The organism is TM7 phylum sp. oral taxon 349, assembly GCA_018127705.1.
Taxonomy (GTDB): domain Bacteria; phylum Patescibacteriota; class Saccharimonadia; order Saccharimonadales; family Saccharimonadaceae; genus Saccharimonas.
Window position 1 is genome coordinate 724,268 of record CP072328.1, and the last position, 18,959, is coordinate 743,226.

The 18,959-nt window shown below is 43.2% G+C and carries 15 protein-coding genes and 1 CRISPR repeat array; of the genes, 3 read left to right on the forward strand and 12 right to left on the reverse strand.

Going from position 1 to position 18,959, the window contains the following annotated elements; all coding sequences use genetic code 11:
• Positions 1–7 precede the first annotated feature (7 nt).
• Positions 8–1,186, forward strand: a complete 1,179-nt coding sequence (locus J5A52_03740) for a hypothetical protein (protein QUB37232.1) — start codon at positions 8–10, stop codon at positions 1,184–1,186.
• A 417-nt stretch (positions 1,187–1,603) separates the two neighbouring features.
• Positions 1,604–3,772: a CRISPR direct-repeat array (repeat unit 30 nt; unit sequence GTAGATACCTTACCTAATAGATATTGATAC).
• A 109-nt stretch (positions 3,773–3,881) separates the two neighbouring features.
• Here the strand turns inward: J5A52_03740 and cas2 are convergent.
• From cas2 to J5A52_03790, 10 genes are all read right to left on the reverse strand, one after another.
• A complete protein-coding gene (gene cas2 / locus J5A52_03745; GenBank protein ID QUB37233.1) occupies positions 3,882–4,142 on the reverse strand; it encodes a CRISPR-associated endonuclease Cas2 in 261 nt (86 codons plus the stop codon).
• A 2-nt stretch (positions 4,143–4,144) separates the two neighbouring features.
• On the reverse strand, positions 4,145–6,064 hold the full coding sequence (cas1, locus tag J5A52_03750) for a CRISPR-associated endonuclease Cas1 (protein QUB37234.1): 1,920 nt from the start codon (positions 6,062–6,064) through the stop codon (positions 4,145–4,147).
• A complete protein-coding gene (cas6, locus tag J5A52_03755) occupies positions 6,061–6,744 on the reverse strand; it encodes a CRISPR-associated endoribonuclease Cas6 (protein QUB37235.1) in 684 nt (227 codons plus the stop codon). Before cas6 ends, cas1 begins: the two co-directional genes overlap by 4 nt.
• Before the next feature lie 89 nt (positions 6,745–6,833).
• Complete coding sequence (gene cmr6 / locus J5A52_03760; GenBank protein QUB37236.1) at positions 6,834–7,754, reverse strand: type III-B CRISPR module RAMP protein Cmr6; 921 nt, start codon at positions 7,752–7,754, stop codon at positions 6,834–6,836.
• A complete protein-coding gene (locus tag J5A52_03765) occupies positions 7,741–8,130 on the reverse strand; it encodes a hypothetical protein (GenBank protein ID QUB37237.1) in 390 nt (129 codons plus the stop codon). The genes cmr6 and J5A52_03765 overlap by 14 nt, the downstream gene beginning before the upstream one ends.
• The gene (gene cmr4 / locus J5A52_03770; GenBank protein QUB37238.1) at positions 8,130–8,810 is read right to left on the reverse strand and encodes a type III-B CRISPR module RAMP protein Cmr4; all 681 of its coding nucleotides are present in this window, start codon (positions 8,808–8,810) and stop codon (positions 8,130–8,132) included. The genes J5A52_03765 and cmr4 overlap by 1 nt, the downstream gene beginning before the upstream one ends.
• Before the next feature lie 2 nt (positions 8,811–8,812).
• On the reverse strand, positions 8,813–9,946 hold the full coding sequence (locus J5A52_03775) for a hypothetical protein (GenBank protein ID QUB37239.1): 1,134 nt from the start codon (positions 9,944–9,946) through the stop codon (positions 8,813–8,815).
• Positions 9,943–11,517: a hypothetical protein gene (locus J5A52_03780; GenBank protein ID QUB37240.1), complete on the reverse strand. Its 1,575-nt coding sequence runs from the start codon at positions 11,515–11,517 to the stop codon at positions 9,943–9,945. Before J5A52_03780 ends, J5A52_03775 begins: the two co-directional genes overlap by 4 nt.
• Positions 11,518–11,522: 5 nt before the next feature.
• Positions 11,523–12,752 carry a hypothetical protein gene (locus tag J5A52_03785; GenBank protein ID QUB37241.1) on the reverse strand — a complete coding sequence of 410 codons (1,230 nt, stop codon included), beginning with the start codon at positions 12,750–12,752 and terminating at the stop codon, positions 11,523–11,525.
• A 103-nt stretch (positions 12,753–12,855) separates the two neighbouring features.
• A complete protein-coding gene (locus J5A52_03790; protein QUB37242.1) occupies positions 12,856–14,091 on the reverse strand; it encodes a hypothetical protein in 1,236 nt (411 codons plus the stop codon).
• A 96-nt stretch (positions 14,092–14,187) separates the two neighbouring features.
• Here J5A52_03790 and J5A52_03795 point away from each other — a divergent pair, with 96 nt between their 5' ends.
• The gene (locus J5A52_03795) at positions 14,188–15,258 is read left to right on the forward strand and encodes a peptidoglycan bridge formation glycyltransferase FemA/FemB family protein (GenBank protein ID QUB37243.1); all 1,071 of its coding nucleotides are present in this window, start codon (positions 14,188–14,190) and stop codon (positions 15,256–15,258) included.
• A gap of 204 nt (positions 15,259–15,462) precedes the next feature.
• Positions 15,463–16,869: a ribosome biogenesis GTPase Der gene (der, locus tag J5A52_03800; GenBank protein QUB37244.1), complete on the forward strand. Its 1,407-nt coding sequence runs from the start codon at positions 15,463–15,465 to the stop codon at positions 16,867–16,869.
• Positions 16,870–16,894: 25 nt separating this feature from the next.
• Here der and J5A52_03805 read toward each other — a convergent pair whose 3' ends face one another.
• Positions 16,895–17,515 carry a hypothetical protein gene (locus tag J5A52_03805; GenBank protein ID QUB37245.1) on the reverse strand — a complete coding sequence of 207 codons (621 nt, stop codon included), beginning with the start codon at positions 17,513–17,515 and terminating at the stop codon, positions 16,895–16,897.
• 1 nt (position 17,516) lies between these two features.
• On the reverse strand, positions 17,517–18,746 hold the full coding sequence (locus tag J5A52_03810) for a site-specific DNA-methyltransferase (GenBank protein QUB37246.1): 1,230 nt from the start codon (positions 18,744–18,746) through the stop codon (positions 17,517–17,519).
• Positions 18,747–18,959: the final 213 nt, after the last annotated feature.

The following is an 18,959-nucleotide window of genomic DNA, read 5'->3' on the forward strand; positions in this document are numbered from 1 at the left end:
CACAATCATGAAACCTAAACTCCTCGTCGATATATACGAAATCTCACGCACGGCAGACAATGTCATCGCAGCCGTTGCTGATGAGTACGATAAAGTTATCCTCGTATCAAGCGAAGCGCACAATCTTGTTGGACCGCTCAATCGGCTTGAAACCTATATACGCACAACCGCTCATCCAAAATCGCTCATTCGGAAGCAATTCTCACAGGACGAGTCAAACAAAGCGGTTGCATATTTTCTTTACCTTGCAAAGACCGGCGATGTCACTATTGATATATCAGGCGGGGAAGCATTCCTTGTACTTGCAGCAACGATGGCATCAAAGCAAACGCCAAACATCCGTTGCCAAACTATTGACCCGACATTGAAAACTGTTTACCAAACGAGCAGTAACATCTCTACTAAAAAAACGTTAGAAGGAAATACAGGCGAATTATCTATCCAGCAAGCATTTGAGCTTTGCGGGCGTAAATTCAAATACAACGAGACAACTGCCGCCTATTCATTTGACGAAGAGGCTACTCTAGAACAACTGGTTCGGTATTTTCTGACACACCGCTACACGTGGCCGCGCATCATTGAAGCAGCCTCAATAAATCAGTCGGTTGCAATAGGCAAAAAGCCTTATGTAAGGTTTATTAACTGGCTGCATAGCCAAGGACTCGTCACAATGACTGGCGGCGGACACTGGGGAGTCAGCCCGCAGCATCAATATATTACTCCTTTTCTGCATAATGTAGGACTAGCGCTTGAGTATTTTATGTACAAAACGCTCCTGCAGTCCGGTGAATTTGATGAGGTCGTCCACTCAGCGATACTACTTGAGCACAACCCAAACAATGCAACGCATACAAAAACAGCATTGCGAGCTTTTCATGAAATTGATGTTATTGCTCGACGCGGCTTCACATTCTATTTCATATCATGTAAGTCAGGGTTGCGGCAAACCTGCGTCGCCGACATGCTTGAGGTTGTCGCCGTGAGCCAAATTCTTACTCCGCTTGATTGCGTCCCTGTCCTCGTGGAGCTAGCCGACGACCCAAGTCTTGCTAGAAAATGCAAATTGCACCATTGCCACTTAGTGGATAGTTTCCATATCAAAAAGGATACAGCCGTATCACTCATCTATGACAACCCGCGAATAGTTCAAGCGGTCATCAGCTTTTCACCGTTACGCCGATCATAATAGCATCCGAAAAAATGCTACACGAAGCTATTTCTTGTGTTGTCAGCTTATATTTTGAAGAAAAAACTGCGTCGACCCATATTTCGTAGTTTATAGAGGGAAAACGTAAATATTACAACGGAAATATAAGGTTTCATTCAAGTATTATAGCACCATGGCTGCAAAATCCGCGTCGACCAACGAATGAACGATACGACAGGATATCATCTAATCTGTTTCTCATCTGTTACAAAAAATTTATAGGTCGACGCATAAAATAGACATTTTTTGGCAATTTTATATACAAATCAATCGTGAGCTGCTATACTAACACTAGTTGCTTCAACCTTACAGAAGCGCGCGAAGCTGGTCTGCAACAGATAAGAATCAGTTGCACGTGACAATCAGCGCCTCTGCTAGTCGCGGTAAAACGTTCTAGTAGATACCTTACCTAATAGATATTGATACTCGGAGAGCCTCTTGACCCTCCGAAGAGAGATATTTGTAGATACCTTACCTAATAGATATTGATACAACGGTGATCAGGAGAATTGGTCTCCGCATTTTGCCTCCTGTAGATACCTTACCTAATAGATATTGATACACACACATCACCCTCCATCAGGTCTGCAATAGGTGCAACGTAGATACCTTACCTAATAGATATTGATACCACCGCCCCTTCCGGGGCTTTTCCTTGTAGCTCCACGTAGATACCTTACCTAATAGATATTGATACCCGTTCCACGGGGAGGCGACTTTCACGTCGCCCCCGTGGGTAGATACCTTACCTAATAGATATTGATACAGCTCAACTTTTTCTTTTAGGTTGTCTTTTTCTTTTTGTTCTAATGTAGATACCTTACCTAATAGATATTGATACGTATAAGTTGAGAACTTTTTTATTTTTTACCGCTAGTAGATACCTTACCTAATAGATATTGATACTCTATCGCCGTTTCCGACGATGTTTCAATTTTTAGGTAGATACCTTACCTAATAGATATTGATACCGTCCACGTATCGTTATAGCAATAGCGATACTTTAAGGTAGATACCTTACCTAATAGATATTGATATGATCACTGTTAATTTTCCTATCTCTTTTTTATTTTGGTAGATACCTTACCTAATAGATATTGATACGAGAAAATTGATCGTCATCGTCAAACAAGACTATCGTAGATACCTTACCTAATAGATATTGATACCCTCTTACTAGTTTAATAATTATTGACGATAGCATTGTAGATACCTTACCTAATAGATATTGATACTAGATAATCCATCATTACTGACCAAGTATAGTACTGTAGATACCTTACCTAATAGATATTGATACGCACCCTAACGGATGCGGGTATGAAGGTAGCGAACTATCGGTAGATACCTTACCTAATAGATATTGATACGCACACAATTCCTTTATGTTTTAGCCTTGCGGCCGTGTAGATACCTTACCTAATAGATATTGATACATGCTGCATATTGTTTATTGTTTCTTTTTAATACATCCAGGTAGATACCTTACCTAATAGATATTGATACCTCTCTTCCGCTCCTCCTCTCACCAAGCTAACAATTGTAGATACCTTACCTAATAGATATTGATACGTTTCTTAATAACTTTCTGACACCCGAAGAAATTGTAGATACCTTACCTAATAGATATTGATACCTAACTGATTTATTTTTTTTAATTTTGTTTTAGGTAATTGTAGATACCTTACCTAATAGATATTGATACCTCTCAAAGCTAACAGTATAACGGACGACAAATCTAGATGTAGATACCTTACCTAATAGATATTGATACCAAAGGACTTTAATATCCCATGCAACGTTTTCTCGTAGATACCTTACCTAATAGATATTGATACATACGCTTCTAGTGCTCCTCCTTCCTTACAATACAGTAGATACCTTACCTAATAGATATTGATACGTTGTTTCTCTCCAAGATGTCTACGATAATTTTTAGTAGATACCTTACCTAATAGATATTGATACTTCTTCTTACTGTCTCGAATATCCCAATTGCCTAGTAGATACCTTACCTAATAGATATTGATACCATCTTAGAGATAACTTGTCTCTACTACCGGCAAGTAGATACCTTACCTAATAGATATTGATACGTACGAGAAAACCTGCCTGTTCAGCACCAAAAGGCGTAGATACCTTACCTAATAGATATTGATACTTTAATTTTAATGATCTCTTTTTTAGCAACTTTCGTAGATACCTTACCTAATAGATATTGATACGGGCGATACACTCGCCTTTTAGCACGTTTTTTATTTGTCTGTAGATACCTTACCTAATAGATATTGATACGTTGTTGTATAAGCTAATTGTGCTAGTAAATTCATTTGTTTATAGTAGATACCTTACCTAATAGATATTGATACGTACGAGAAAACCTGCCTGTTCAGCACCAAAAGGCGTAGATACCTTACCTAATAGATATTGATACTTATTGGTTTTTGGGAGATTACGCGACCTTACCAGTAGATACCTTACCTAATAGATATTGATACATTTTTTGACGGAATGTTTAACATTTTTGTTTTCCTTGTAGATACCTTACCTAATAGATACTTTTCGTTACGCCTAAACAGACACCTGAAAGACCATTTCTTGTCGCGCCCTACTAAAATCACCCTCTCTTACGCGTAGGGTGATTTTGTGTTGAATATGAAAACGTTCGCTCAATTTATATAATCGTGCCGCCTCTGGCAACGACGCCGATCTGCCACCGCGCCAGATGTATAGCATTGGCAGCGACAAAAATCGTAATCGTGTCTTCTTCGGTATCAATAACTTCGGCGAGAGCGATCTGAAACTTCATTAACTGGCGCTCGGTAATATGTCCGGCAAAAACAGATCGCTGCAACGGCTGCAAGTAGGCAGCACACAATTTATTTACCGGCTTATTACGCCTTGAGGCAACATCATAGCAACAGATAATATACATCGTCAGCGCCCTTTATATGGTTTATAACTAAATTTCTTACCGATAATTGAGCGCAACAAACTACGAATTTCAAGTGTGATGAGATACTCGTAGCTAATACGATTGCCTTTGTAGGAAATGAGGCTATTTAATTTGTATTGAAACTCCTGAATAAAAATCTTTTTACCTTCTTTCGATAAGTAAATTCCACCTTCCGGCATCTCCTCGAAATGATCGTTCGCATTGATTTGCTGCCTATTAATTAACGACAGAATAACACGATCAACGATAATTGGCTTAAATATATCTGCGATATCTAGGTTCAGACTCTCATCGCGATGATTTGACGCATGCACAAATGCTATACGACAATCTAAACTTGTCTTATGAATAAGGTCGCTACACCGATTATACAAAACTGTATTGCCAAAACTAATTAATGCGTTTATCGGGTCTTCGGGAGGACGGCGACTACGCTGGATAAAGCAAAAACCAGGCTGACCGATAACAAAATTAAGCGTATTATAATATAACTTACGAGCACGCGCTTCTATGAGCAGCATGTCAGCAGGAGTCTTGCATGCACTGAGCCGTTTTGTATACGCCCTCATTCGCGTAACAGCAGTATCAAGACGAGTGTCATGTTTACGATAAAGATAGTAGAGCAATACTGACGTCATATTATGCAACGAAGCTTTCTCTATAGCAAGCGCATAGCGCCGGCGTTCAGGTAAGTTTTCATAGATGCTCGTCTGGCGCAACATCGTTTCGCTCCGAGCGACATGCTGTGTCGGTACAAGATGCCCGAGGCAATCTCCAAATTTATTATGAAAGTGTAGGGGAATGTTGCATTTGAGGATATTCTCAAAGAATCGGCTATTAAATGTAATATTAGCAAATACATTCAGTGATTCTACTGTATGCAAAGGAATCGGCGAGACAAACGTATCATTTTCAAAGAATAAAGTATAGTCGCGTTTCGTCAGGATACCATCCTCAAACAAATAGTATACGTCGTTTTTCTTACCGATAGCGTGATGCTGCCAGCTAGGATATGCTTTCGCAACTTGGCGTTGCTGGCGAATGCAATCTATCTGTCCGTTTGGAAGCCTCTTCAAGCAATAACCGAGCATCTTTCGCTTCGTTATGTCGTAAATTCCGCTCTTCTGGTAATTAAGCTGCAGCTTATACTCAGTACGCAGGCGATCGCGAACCGTCCGTAGGATCACCTCGGCATCAGCACGGTTATTCGTCACGAAATACATATTATCAGCGTACCGGACATATTGCCACGACTTCTCAGTACAGAAATTATCTAACCCCGAAAGGTAGATATTGCTAAGGAGCGGCGATAACGGCGACCCCTGTACAATGCCTTTATTCGGTTTCTCTATACGATCATCATACTCACGTGGTGCAACAAGGTATTTTTTAATTATGTTAACAATCCGACGATCGGGAATAAGCGCATTTAGCTGTTTAATAAGTATCCCGTGATTAATTGAATCGAAATAATTACGCACATCACACTCAACTAAAAACTCACATCCTTGCTCAGCAAAATAACGTATGCGATCGATAGCGGTCAGTGTACCGTGATCCCTACGATAAGCGTGACATGCTTCAGAAAATTGAGGCGACACAAAATCATATAATGCATCTGCGATATTCTTTAAGATAAAAATATCAATGTTAGTGTATTTTGCGAGAACTCGTAACTTACCCGTTGATTTTAATCTTTCGAAAAGCAGAACAGGGTGAGGGGAGTAGCGTCCTGCTGCTAAGTTATTTAGCAGCGTCTTCCGATTCTGCGGTAAAAATACTTCAAATTCATCAAAGCGCATAAAGTCAGAGCCATATCCGCTTTCGTTATTCTGCTTTTCTTTCATCTCTGCCAGAATGTACTTCTCACGCTCCGGCGTAAATATATCCTCAAACTTCATACGCTATGAATAATCTTAAACATACCAAATCCATTAGAGTTTTTTGCACCAAGCCCTGTATCGTATGCGAATTGCAAAAGATCTGGCGCACCAACTAGCTCAAGTTCGCAGTCATAAGCCGTTACGAGAACGCGCTTAAATGTTGTCACCGTTTTTTTAATAATCCCATCAGGAACGAGATGAACATCAAGGGCGGGCTTTGGAGAGAATCCATAGAACGACCGATATTTCAACGTCATATTGCGCACAATAAGCTCAATAAACTCTGGCTGCTGCGGGTGAAAATAGATTGTTTTACCGGCAGACTCTGTCCGATAAACAGTAATCGGCGATAACGTTCTCGTCACCAAGCGGTGCACATGCTGCAGATCAGTTTTTTGGTAGGAAAACCCGATAACATCAACGGTATTATCCATAAACGTAAAGCGCTGCCGCTTAACGAGACCGGCAATAATTGCATCAATAATCGCTTTATCTGGCGAGCGTACCTCAAATGCTGCCTGCTTAATAAAACGAATCTGACCACGGTTAATAATTGCTCGACCATTCAAACGCCCAAACGTGAAAAATTTAAATGGCGGCGGCGCATCATAATCGCGACGATGGTGCCGCTGGTAGTTGTGAATCTGATCGCTCAATATCGGATTGCCGATCTCAATCAAGCGGTAGATGAAACTCATTAAACTATATGAATATGCCAGTTTAACAGAGAAACAGGCTCGCACTGCAAACGTTATTGTTAGCGAGTGTCCGCCAGTATCAGCCATGCTTAGACCTCGCAAAAGAGACCGTAGCCCAGATTCGTCTTCGCCCCGACGCCAAACGTCATCAGTAGCTGCTTAAATACGTCCTGTACCTGCGCACACGTAAGCGTTAACCTATCGTTAACTCGAAATTCGCTCGGCAACGCAATATAAAAATTGAATAACGTACCTGGAGTCACCTTAAGAATCTGTAGTGGCACCGGATCTTTAAACGGATCCTCATCAGCACGGTGCGGCGTAATAAAATCAAACGTAAACAGCGACTTGTCGTTCGGTTCGGCTAGGGCATCAAAGAATATCGGTTGGCTCGCCTGACCAAATTCCGTCTCATTATCAAAGAGTGCAACAATGATGTCGCGCAGCGTCTCCATGTCAAGGCTATCGTCACCAAACAATTCGCGGAATAATTCAAGATGAGCGCAGGCAGACTCAGACTCACCATTTCGCGACGGCTCAAGAGCGCTTCGCAGCGACCCCTTAATAGAAGAGCCCGGGATATATGGCAGCCCTGTTGTATAGTCAAGGCTAATTCCGTTTTGAATACAACCCTCAATATCAGGGATTGCGCGTGCAGTTCCCGTACCGGCAATAAGCCCCGGATGAGCTACCTGCAGCGCAATATGACGAACCTCATGAGAGCCAATCCGACTAAGTAACCCGCGCTGATATAACGAATGTACCGTTTGAGACCTGCCATCTGACGTTGGTCGATATGCTTTTATTGCATCATTTAAGCCTTTTGGGACATGCATATCAACGGTCTTACCTGCAGCCACCATCCGGGCAATACTATCAGGGTACTGATCGTAAAAGAAGTAGGCGAAGTTACAAATATCAAACGACTCGCTGCGCGCCTGGCTCTGGTTATGCTGCTGATCTTTTTGCACAAACTTGTGTTGCTTGTTACGCTTCTTAGTTTTCGCCATAATAGTACGCCTCCTTGCCAATCAACATAAGACAAACTTGTCGTATCGCCAATAAACTCGACAGGACATTGCTGCAAATCACGGCTTGCTTAGCTTTATCCTCATCGTAATACCCGCGCAAGTCATTTTTAGATATAGACGACTCGCCAAGCTGCTCTAATATAGCCCTGACAGTTTCAAGGGTCGCTTTGCGGTCTTTCGTATCGCCATCAGAACCATACACTAAGACTGCCGCCGGTAATGATGTATGTCGCATCATAACAGCCATCGACGATGCATATCCGCGTAACCGTTCAAAAAAAGCGCTATCTTTGCCATTCTTAGACAATAGATCGTATGCAGCGTCAAAATACCGCTGATCTACCGCTCCATTCATTACTGCGCCTCCTTAGTAAGGTTGGTTAGCCGGCATAATCCATAGCCGACAGATGAATTAGCACCGAACTGAACAACGTGGCCATCAAGATGCTTATCAATCTCGTCAAGCAGCATAGCGTCATCGCCAGCAATCGCACAAACAAACTCTGCTTGATGGGGGACAAACTCCTCATACCACAAGTTGCTGCCGGTTTTATCCGGACCGCCAATTGAATTGCGTGCAACAACAGGCAGCTGAACCGAATCAAGATTTTTACTATCATCAGCATGCGAATCTACCGGCTGCAGGCCAAAAGAAGCCGCAATCTGATTGATATGATCAACGCACGCACGGCTCGCTCTCATAATATACGAACCTGTTTTATCTCCATGGGCTCCTTTGCGCTGCACCGGATACGCCAATAGGGTAGCGCCTATAAATTTCAGCTCGCCGGCATTCATATCATCGTCCTGCGGCGACGCGCCAAACGCACGCAGCAAAGCCCGATCATCTAGACGGTCAGCCGAACGATTCGTCAGGTATTCCCGCAGAGCTCCTTTTATTGCCGACCCCGGTATACAGGGCATGCCAAGAACGGGGTCGCGCTGAACCTCTTTATCAATCAAACCCGATTGAGACTCGCCGCTGCCGACGTGCAGGTTGGTAATACAGTGAATATTATAAAGATATGCCTTCATACTTAATCCTCCCTGGTGGTTATATAAGCATTAAATCCGATATGCTGTGCATTAGCATTAGAAAGGTATTGCGCAAAAGAGCAATTAGACGATGTAGTGTAAAAACAGCCGCCTGCACAAACGACATTACGTCGTCCGCGGTGGTTTTTACTAAGCCTATGTCGATAATCCGATGCACGATAGTCGGTCACGAGCTGATTAATCGGCATCGTATAGGCGGCAGTGTAAACAGCCTCCGAAAAGACTCGCTGATCTGCCAGTGTATCTGAATGCACATAATACCATTCGTAGCCATCCGGTAAATTACTTCGCACAATATCAGTAAGCGTCGTCGCCAGCGCTGTGGTTTGCTCCTCGTAGACCTGCGGTGATATTTCATTAACGCAAAAGGCGAACGCTGATTTACCTTGTCCCATCGTGACGATTGAGTCTTGCAGCTCAATCGCGTCGTCGTTAAGCGTAAGCATAAAGATAAATTTCCAACCTTCTCTAAGGGTGCAATATTCTTTCTTAAAGAACATTTCCTTGCGCTCTATATCAACCGATGCGCGGCCATTAGCGTACGTATTCTTTCCAATCCCAATCTTCACCGAACGACGAAACGGAGCAGGGACAAGCGATGTGCTGTTATTATCGACGCACAATAGCGCTTTGCCGCTATATTTCTTGTGATCAACGGCATTAACGTCATCCGGTACGAGACAGGCCGCGCTGCTAAATGTCACCGAATTATCATTCGTAAGCTTTATAGGCGCATACGAATCATCCGATTTGTTATGGTCGCCCGGAATTGGCCAGTATATACTGCCATCATGCATGAGATGAACAGCACTAATTGATTGAATTACGCCGAACGACTGCATATCGCTCTGAGCAAGCGAAAAAGACTCTTTGCCGATCAGTCTGGCATTATCAGCTAGCTGCGACTCCGTGTATTGAAACGACGGGCTGTAGTGCCCAGCCTGCTTCAGCAATTCATGACGAACCATACCAAGAATAGTCGTTGGCGAAGGCGACTCAAGAGAGCGAATATAATAATTATTGCGCGTACGATCGCTCTTATTGAATGAGAATGTTTTGTCACTCCCAAAAAAGTAAGGTTCTAGCGGCACCAAAGTAACGACGCATGTTTTCATGAATTAACTCCTTTTTCTGCGAAGAATTTAATGAATCTCAATACATGACTGATGCGATCAACGTAACGTTCACGCTCCTGGCGCATAGTAACTGCGGAAGAGCCATTGGTACTCGCCGCGCTATCAACCGCCCCTTCATTAGTTAATATATCACGAATCTCTGTTCTATGACGATACAGATCTTTCACAAGCTCTAAGTGGTCTTCTACCTTGTTTCCGTGATGCTCTGACGTGTCAAAAGTATTTTGAATTAAGTTACATGCGTGCTCCTCAGATGCATGCTCAATCGCAAACAGATGCTTTAACTCGTTAAAACGGTATACAAATGAATGCAATAGTTTTTCGCTGCCTTCCGCCGCCTTCTCGTCATCGCGCAACAGGGAACAGATTTCCTTGCTAATTTTCCCTAGGAGGGGACTGTCGTTCTTAAAGCCAATCGTCAGCGACTGCCCGCTTGCTTTTTCCAGGTGAATTGCCATTGTGTTTTTACCCTTTTGCCGCTTCGCGACACCATCAAGCAAGTCGAGCGACCGCTGGAATGCTTCTGCTAACGGGTACTTGTAATAGGCAATCGCTACGCCAAATGAAACCGATAGCTTGGTATCACTACCAGCGCCAACCACTTCATTAAACTTCTTATTAATGTCCCTGCATACATCAATAAACGTTCTATCATGACCTGCGTTTGCGAGCGGCATCAAGCACTTAAAATCCTCGCCGCCAGCAAACAGTACAACGCCGCCGAAGGAGGTTATCAAATCTACTGCATCCCCAACAAAAGTGTAAATCCGTTCAGAGAACTCCATTACCTCACTTTCTTCTTTGCCCTCAACCGCTTTACCCGTACTGTCGCCATCAAATGAAACAACAGCATAATAACGGCTCGCTTTGCGGTCGCAGTGATTGATGCGCCGTGCAATACTGCTAATATCAGCATATCCCCGATTTTCGTCTTTACTAAGCGCAAGCGGGTTATGACGCTGCTCGACATCCATGAACCTCTCCTGGAACGGCTCGTTACGACGCTCATTGAAGATCTCATTGATATAATCATGCGCAAACTCCAACTGAGTACCAGCATTTTCTTCAGCAACATCAAGCAAACGGTTCAACCTTTTTACAGTTGGTTCTCCTCTTATAACGGAAGGCTGAATGACAAACTCTATATATAGCTCGTTGTCTACAAACTCATCACGCCCCAGATATTCGCCAGGCAATGCCTGGCGAATATCCTCTTTGGTCTCATGAATACAATGCGCTATCTCTGTTTTAAGCTCATTTGCAGTTAAATCGGTTGTAATCTGAAAGAATGCGCGATCAGGATAACGCCCAATACCGGCAAGATTTGAGCTCTCTTTCGCGATACTTCTGCCTGTCTCATCAAAGCCGAGATAGGGAAGTATAAGAAGGTCTCCATCTCCCTCGCCGTATGTCTGCATAACATGGGTCGCCAACTGCTTCATTGTATACGAGAAAATATAGCTGGCAGCCCAACTAGACACCGGCGCCGTAGCCTGTTGAAAAACTTTATAGATTGGTCCTATAGTGAACCCTACGCGATAGCAGCTCATAGTTATTACTTTCTCCCTCTCTTGACATTATTTCTTTTTTCAAAAAAATGAATAAACTTCTTAAAGATGTCATGATAGACATCAATTAGTGTGCCTTCCGGAGGATTCGGCGGTAGCGGGATAGAGAACTCCTTTTGTCCATTTTTAGCAGTAAACGTGATAGGTTTACCAGCTAACATAGCGTAGCTTGCCATGCGCTGCTCGTCACAATAGTCAAAGTCTAAAAACACATACACCGTATCGTATAGCACACGAAATGTAATAGGGGACTTGATACGCGAAATTGCATTCTGCTCGTCGCGAGATCCAATCGTCCACGCACCTTCTTTGATTTTTATTTCATTTGCCAATCCAAATAGCGCCTTTCCATACACTGCGCCATCAGCATTCGCCCCACCACGCTTACAGACATCCTTCTCGTTTTCGAAGCTTCTTTTATAAAGATTTGATACGGTATAGCCCTTCACCCTGCTATTACTATTCTGAGAAAAATACATATGAACAAAATTCTCTTCGCCAGACTTGAGACACCCATATACCTCCCCTATAGTTCTACAGGCAGACTCCAAATCATTATTATACTCCTTTCGGAGCACTCCTTTTCTCCCTTCTTTCAGTTTGGTACTGTACACATAATAGTCGCCATACACGTAGCGAAGAACTTCCTTAAACAGACCGTTCGCGGAGTCATCTAGGAACGGGTCGGTCACGAACTCACCGAATCCCTTATCTTGGCGCATACCAAAATTTGTACAGGCGAAGAACATGTCAATTGGAGTCAAGTTTTCTACGATAGGCTTATTCATGAACGCAAGCAAGCTCTCGTGAAACGATACAATCTGCCCCGAAAGCGGATGATTTTCCATGACAAATTTTGCCGCACCTCCACGTGTACCGTCTCTCCGCGCCTCATCACCGCCCATGTTTGCCAAAAAATTATATTTGTTTGAATAATCATTCTTTCTGATTTCAAATTGCTGAGAACTGTTAGCTTGCGGCGTGATCTGCATTTTATAGTCCAGCGCCTCAGTACGCTCTCCCGAGCTATCAATAATAAACCAGTCTTCCGGCATTGATTCATCCGTATGACTACGGCTATACATCTTCTTAAGGAATCGGTCTAGCTTAGGCTTCACCTCAGTCACTCTTATCGTCGGAGTAACGCATTCATTGTCATAATCAAAATGAGCAATAGGTGTAATTTGTGTTAGCGTAAACGTAATGCGTATTGACATGTAACCTCTCTTATACTCACTAATGTACGTGTCTTAGTATAATACGGATACCGTAAGAATAGAAGACTAAATCATGCAGCATCCACGCGCTGCCTCTCGCTGCTTATTTCTTGCGCCTGCCGGTCGCACGAGGCTTATGAGACTTTCGCCGCACTACAAACCACACAACGCCCATAACGACAATCAGCGCACCACCACCGGCCACAGCAACGACGACCTTACTGTTAGTTTCACCATGACACGCCGCATTCTCCACGCGTATAGTCGCCGTGTCTCCACGCGTACCATTTTCCGTATAAATTTTCAGCTTATTCTCTAATACGTGCGAACCGCATGACGCTACATCTACCGTCGCTTTAAATTGAACGTAAGCATTACCTTGTGGCGCATAATCGCCAACGTTGAGACCGGGAGCAGTCGTAAGATGATCCTCAGTATCAATCTTCTTCCATTTGCCGTTAGTGTGCCCACTATACCACTCTACAGACCCAGGAACGATTGAAAGTCCTTTTGGCAAAATGTCATGAAAACTAACATTTTGCTGGATAACCGAACCTGTATTCCTATAAGACAGAGCAATATCAACAGTGTCGCCATGTTTAACGTTTATCGACTTTTGCCAATTATTTTTACCGGCTTCAGAAACCCTATTCTTTAGATCAAAGTCCGCACGAACAGCTGTAAATCGCATCAACAGATGGCCCGAATACTCAGAACAGCCAGGCAGCTTGCCGTCAAGCGCATAATACCCAAGCGGATGACCTTCTTTTGATAAAAGCTTGCCGATATCTATTGCCATACCATTGATCGGATTATCTTTAGAACCGACAATTTTTCCACTATCGCCTATCGCCCTGATCGTTACATCGTCTTCACCAATAATTTCAACTTCATCCCAAACCTCTTTTGGGTTTGCGTTTGAAGCACCGACATACCCAATAACGTGCGCTTTTTCGCCTTTGCGAATTTCGGCAGGTATATTGACGCGCGCATAGGTATTTTCAGCAGTTAGATTAAGACTGGATTTTGCGTTGTTATGGTAGTAGAGAAATACTTCATACGTATGACCGCTTGTAATTTTCACTGAATCTGCACTAAATGGCGCATTATCCGATACATCTCGCACCCGTACGAAGCGCGGCTCATATCCATAAGGATCGCTGTCTGTAATAGCATTCAGCGTAACATACGGTGCAGCATTCTGGCGAGTAAACGTTGCACGCTCAGGTCCGTATGCATGCGATATTGTTGACGTAAACACTGCGCCTGCAACCGCCGCTATAACCGCATACACAGCACCACAAGCAACTCTTCTCGTTATATCTAATCGTCCACTCATAGCTGACTCCTTACTCGCCACTTTACCTATTTCTTAATACTATACCACGAATAGTCAATTCTACGTCCTTCCGCTAAAAAATGATAAACTATAGCTATGAACGTAAGATTTGCAACCGATAAAGAGCGAAATAATTGGGACGCGTTACTCAGCAGAAATCCAGATGGCGGAAATATATTTCAGTCCAAAGAGCTAACAGAATTTAAACAGCGATCCGGCTGGACGCCGCGTTTCCTTATCATTGAGAATTTTGATAAAAACAAGTCACTTGCAATCGCGATCCAGGAGAAACGAATCTTTGGTCTCGGCACGCTTTGGTATGCGTGTAAAGGTCCCGGGATTACTAACGTGGCGCAATTAGAGAAGATTGTCAAACCCTTACAGGCTTTTGCAAGCCGTCATGGCGTCTTTGCAGTCAAGATGGAAAGTGAAATCCTTAAGTCGCCGGAGACTATCGCAGAGATGAAACAGCTCGGACTTGAAATTGTTCGCCCAATTCAGCCGAATTATTCAACGGTTGTGCTTGATATTTCACCGACAAAAAGCGAAGAAGAGCTCTTACGCGCCATGCCAAAGAAGGGAGCAAAGTACGCTATCAACCGCGCTCTCCGCGATGGCGTCACCGTAGAAGAAGTCCCTTGCACCAGCCAAAATGCGCATGCCTTTTACGACTTATGGGTCGAAACGGCACAGAGCGCCGGCTTTTATATCCATGATTTTACGTATCACTATGAATTCTGGAAGACTTTTTGCGAAAACAATATGGGACAGCTATTCTTCGCCAAGTTTCAAGGTCAGATTGTCGCAGGCGCCTTTGCACTCTGTCTTGAGAAAAAATCAACTTACAAAGACGGTGCTAGCGTCCGTGTCCGCAAAGCTTATGGCGCATCACACCTTTTACAGTGGCGTGTTATTCAGTGGGCGCGTAAGAGAGGAGTCACAACGCATGACCTATGCGGAGCGCCGCCAAGCGACCGTATCCACGACAAAACGCACTTCCTGCATGGTGTTGGTCAATTCAAAACGAGCTTTTCAAAAAAGGTCACTGATTACGTTGGAGCGTTTGATCTCGTTATTAATGCACGAAAATATAGCGTATGGCGATCGCTTGCTGAGCGATTACTACTAAGGTTCTATCGAAATATTCTACGAAAAAACTGGTATTAACTTATCTCATATAATCCGTAGACGGTAAGGGAAAATAGACAATCCTGATAACGATAAGCTTACACTTTGTTTATAACAGTCTAGCTCCAACATTGCTCACCATAAAATTTCTACAATTCACTGATCTCCCCAAGAGACTAACTGCTATAACCTCCATACTTACATTCGCACGTTCTTGTTGCCTCTGTTATAATATACCGTACTATGGCAACGAAACTTCCAACAGTTGCAATCATCGGACGGGCGAATGCTGGTAAAAGCTCGCTATTTAACCGCATTATGCGCGCGCAGCAGGCAATTGTTGCACGCGAAGCAGGAACAACGCGCGATAACGTCATTGGTAAAGCGCGCCACGGACAACACACATTCTGGCTAGTTGATACCGCCGGGCTTAAGCCTGCTGAAGACGAGTTTGAAGCCACAATCCAAGAACAAATCGCCGAAGCCGCCGATGCTGCCGACGTCATCCTCGTCGCCACCGATAGTACTGAATATCCGAACGACGAAGACCGCCGCGTCGCCAAAACTGCCCTTAAAAGCCGCAAACCCGTCATATTATTACTAAATAAAACCGACCTGCGCGGCAGCCTGCCGGACAACGAATTCCGCCGTCTCGGTATCAAAACAATCATCCGCACCAGCGCCGAACATAACACCGGTATCCACGAATTACTTGACGCCGTTTGTACTGAAATCCCAATCGTTCATGACAAGTCCGCAAGCGATAGCATAAAAGTTGCACTCATTGGTCGCCCGAACGTCGGCAAGTCCAGTTTATTTAACACACTCGCCGGCAAACAGCAGGCTATCGTCGCTAATGTCGCTGGTACGACGCGCGACCTTGGGCGTGTTACGCTCGGTTATCACGGACATAAAATTGAACTGATTGATACGGCAGGCATCCGCCGCCAGGGTAAACAAGCGGTCGGCATCGAAAAGTTCAGCGTTTTACGCAGTTTACAAGCCATTGAAGAAGCCGACATCTGCTTCCTATTAATGGACGTTAACGAACTCAACACCCAGCTTGACCAACGCCTTGCCGGACTTATTAACGATGCCGGCAAGGGGCTAGTGCTCGTCGTAAGTAAGTGGGACGCCGCAATGGGTAAGGATGCCTACACGCGCGACGCGCTTGCGCCACGAATTGCCAACACTTTCGATTTCGTACCATGGGCGCCATTGATTTTCACAAGCAGCGCGACAGGGCAGAATGTCACGAAATTATTCGACCTCGCACTTGATATTCAAGCGCGCCGCCAGCAATCCACCAAAACGCGCGTTCTCAACGATATGCTGCAGCGCGCTATTCAAGCACACCCGCCTGCCGGGCTTAAAAATTCACATCCGAAGCTACGTTACATTGTTCATACTGATACCAATCCGCCGTGGTTTGTCGTTTACGGCAGCAACCTAAAATTTGTCCACTGGAGCTACAAACGCTATCTAGAGCGACAGCTCCGCGACACCTACAACTACACCGGTACACCAATCAAACTCAGCTTCCGCGACGAAAAGCAGATCAAATCTAATCGCGAACGTGTTGCCAAAGGCTTAGAGCCAGTCACCAAGGCATATAAGCGAACGAAAGAAACAAAAAGGCATAGTTGCTAAAATAACCTTAGTAGGGATCTAATGGTCAGACCTCGTTTACCATCTTTATAGCTGAAAGTGGTATATTTTTACAGCCCCTCTTCATTTGCAAGATATTAAATAATTGTAACGGCGTCTTACCTACTGAGTATATAGTAAAGCCGTATTGATTTATAAGATTCTGCAGTGAAATCGACTGGGTACTTCTTGAACCTGCTGGACGATTTTTCATTTTATCTTCAAGAAAACTTCCAATAGCAGGATTTTTTCCAAAAGCAAAAAATAACGGATCAGACGCATATCGCCATAAAGACAGACAAAGGTATACGTTCTGCTCCTTAAAAGCGTTTGCTTTTTCTTGATTAGTGTCATTAAAAGTAGCTCCCCAGGTACTTGCATCGAAACTTGCGGTCTTAACCTCTAAAAACTCAAAAGAACCATTCACTAACGTTCGTCGCGCATCAAAACCGTGTTTATCAACATTTATGTGTGTAAAATGCAAGTACTTAGCAGCCATACTATCACGAACTTCATTCATAAAAGTATCCGTGTCACCTCTGTCGTATTCTTCTTGAATATTACTAACTCTCTGAAAAACATCTAAGCTTTTTGTCAAGAATGTTTCGTCTATCGGCTGAAAGTTTCCCCTGTTCAATAGCATGTTCATATTAGTGGATTCTTTCAACATTAAAGTCCGAGGAATATCCCAACCTGTATTTCACTGTGTTTAAGCGGTGTATCATAAGTTGGTCAACACTTGGTGTAATATTATTTGAGATAGCGAACTTATACTGAGCCGTGCCTCTTGCAACCTTCTCGTCTAATTGAACTAGGTGAAATATATGGTTTTTCTTGTCCTCGGTATTAATTTCCATGACAGCCTGACCTGTAGTGCCAGAACCGGCAAAATAATCTAAAATCAAAGCATTATCTTTCTCATAGGTGGCTATACGAATAAGATATTTTATTAACTCAACAGGTTTTGGCGTATCAAATAGATTATATAAACCAAGTTTCTTCAGGTCGTTCGTTCCTTGTCGCGAGTAAAAATCAAGAATGGACAACACATTATCGCAAGCATCTTTTAAATAATGCATTTCGTATGGACGATCGCCTTTAAAATAAAGTTTATTTTCTTCATGAAGCCGGATAATTTTCTTTTTAGAAGACCACTTTCTCGTCTCTAAAGCCGGCAGCCTTAAATCTATCTCGTCAATAAACAGATCAGCAGGCGTGCCTGGCACGGATAGGTCTTTTGGAAAGAATATATCTCCCTTATCATCAACTTGCGAATAGTTACGAAGCCAAGTTATATCTTTCTTCGCCATATAATTAGAATTAAGCTTTGCAAGTAATTTTTCGGCAGCCTTTTTCCCCGAAGTCATAAACTCTTTGCGAACTCTTTTTGAGATATACTCGATCATAGGTGCTTCATTCGGACTGTCAGCTCTTTTAATTTGAAATTTGCCGAGATGTTTCTTGTTCCTAGCGTAAGACACAACATACTCATGAATTGTATTTATATGCTTAGAATTACTTCGTACGGCTTGTTTCGTTATAAAAATACCAATAAAATTATCTTTACCAAATATATCATCACACACCATCTTCAGCTCGCAGAGCGAACTATCATCTATCGAAATAAAAATAACTCCATCATCTTTCAGAATCTGTTTTGTTAATTCTAGCCGTTTTTTCATGAAGCTAATCCATTCGCCCGAACTACGCTTATCATTATAAGAAAAGTTTTTACCTGTATTGTACGGTGGATCAATATAAACTACGTCAAAGGTCACAAAATTGGTCGATAAATATCTTAAATAACTTAAGTTATCACCAATAGCAATGGTGTTATACGGTTTTATGTAATTATTTATCGATAGGTTACTGCTATTCATAGAACACTCTTCTGCAAGTGTCCCAAAATAAAATAGGACACCGCGACGGTGTTCTAAATCGTTTGTCCGCACTTCGGGCGATTAAGCCCTGATGTTTCGCGCGATGCCCTAACTTTTAGGTTTAATCGCGCAAAAGCATAATAAAATGCGTTGCCGACCGAAGTGCGACTGCGTTTTAATGATTTAGAACACTCGTATTGTAACACGGTTTCT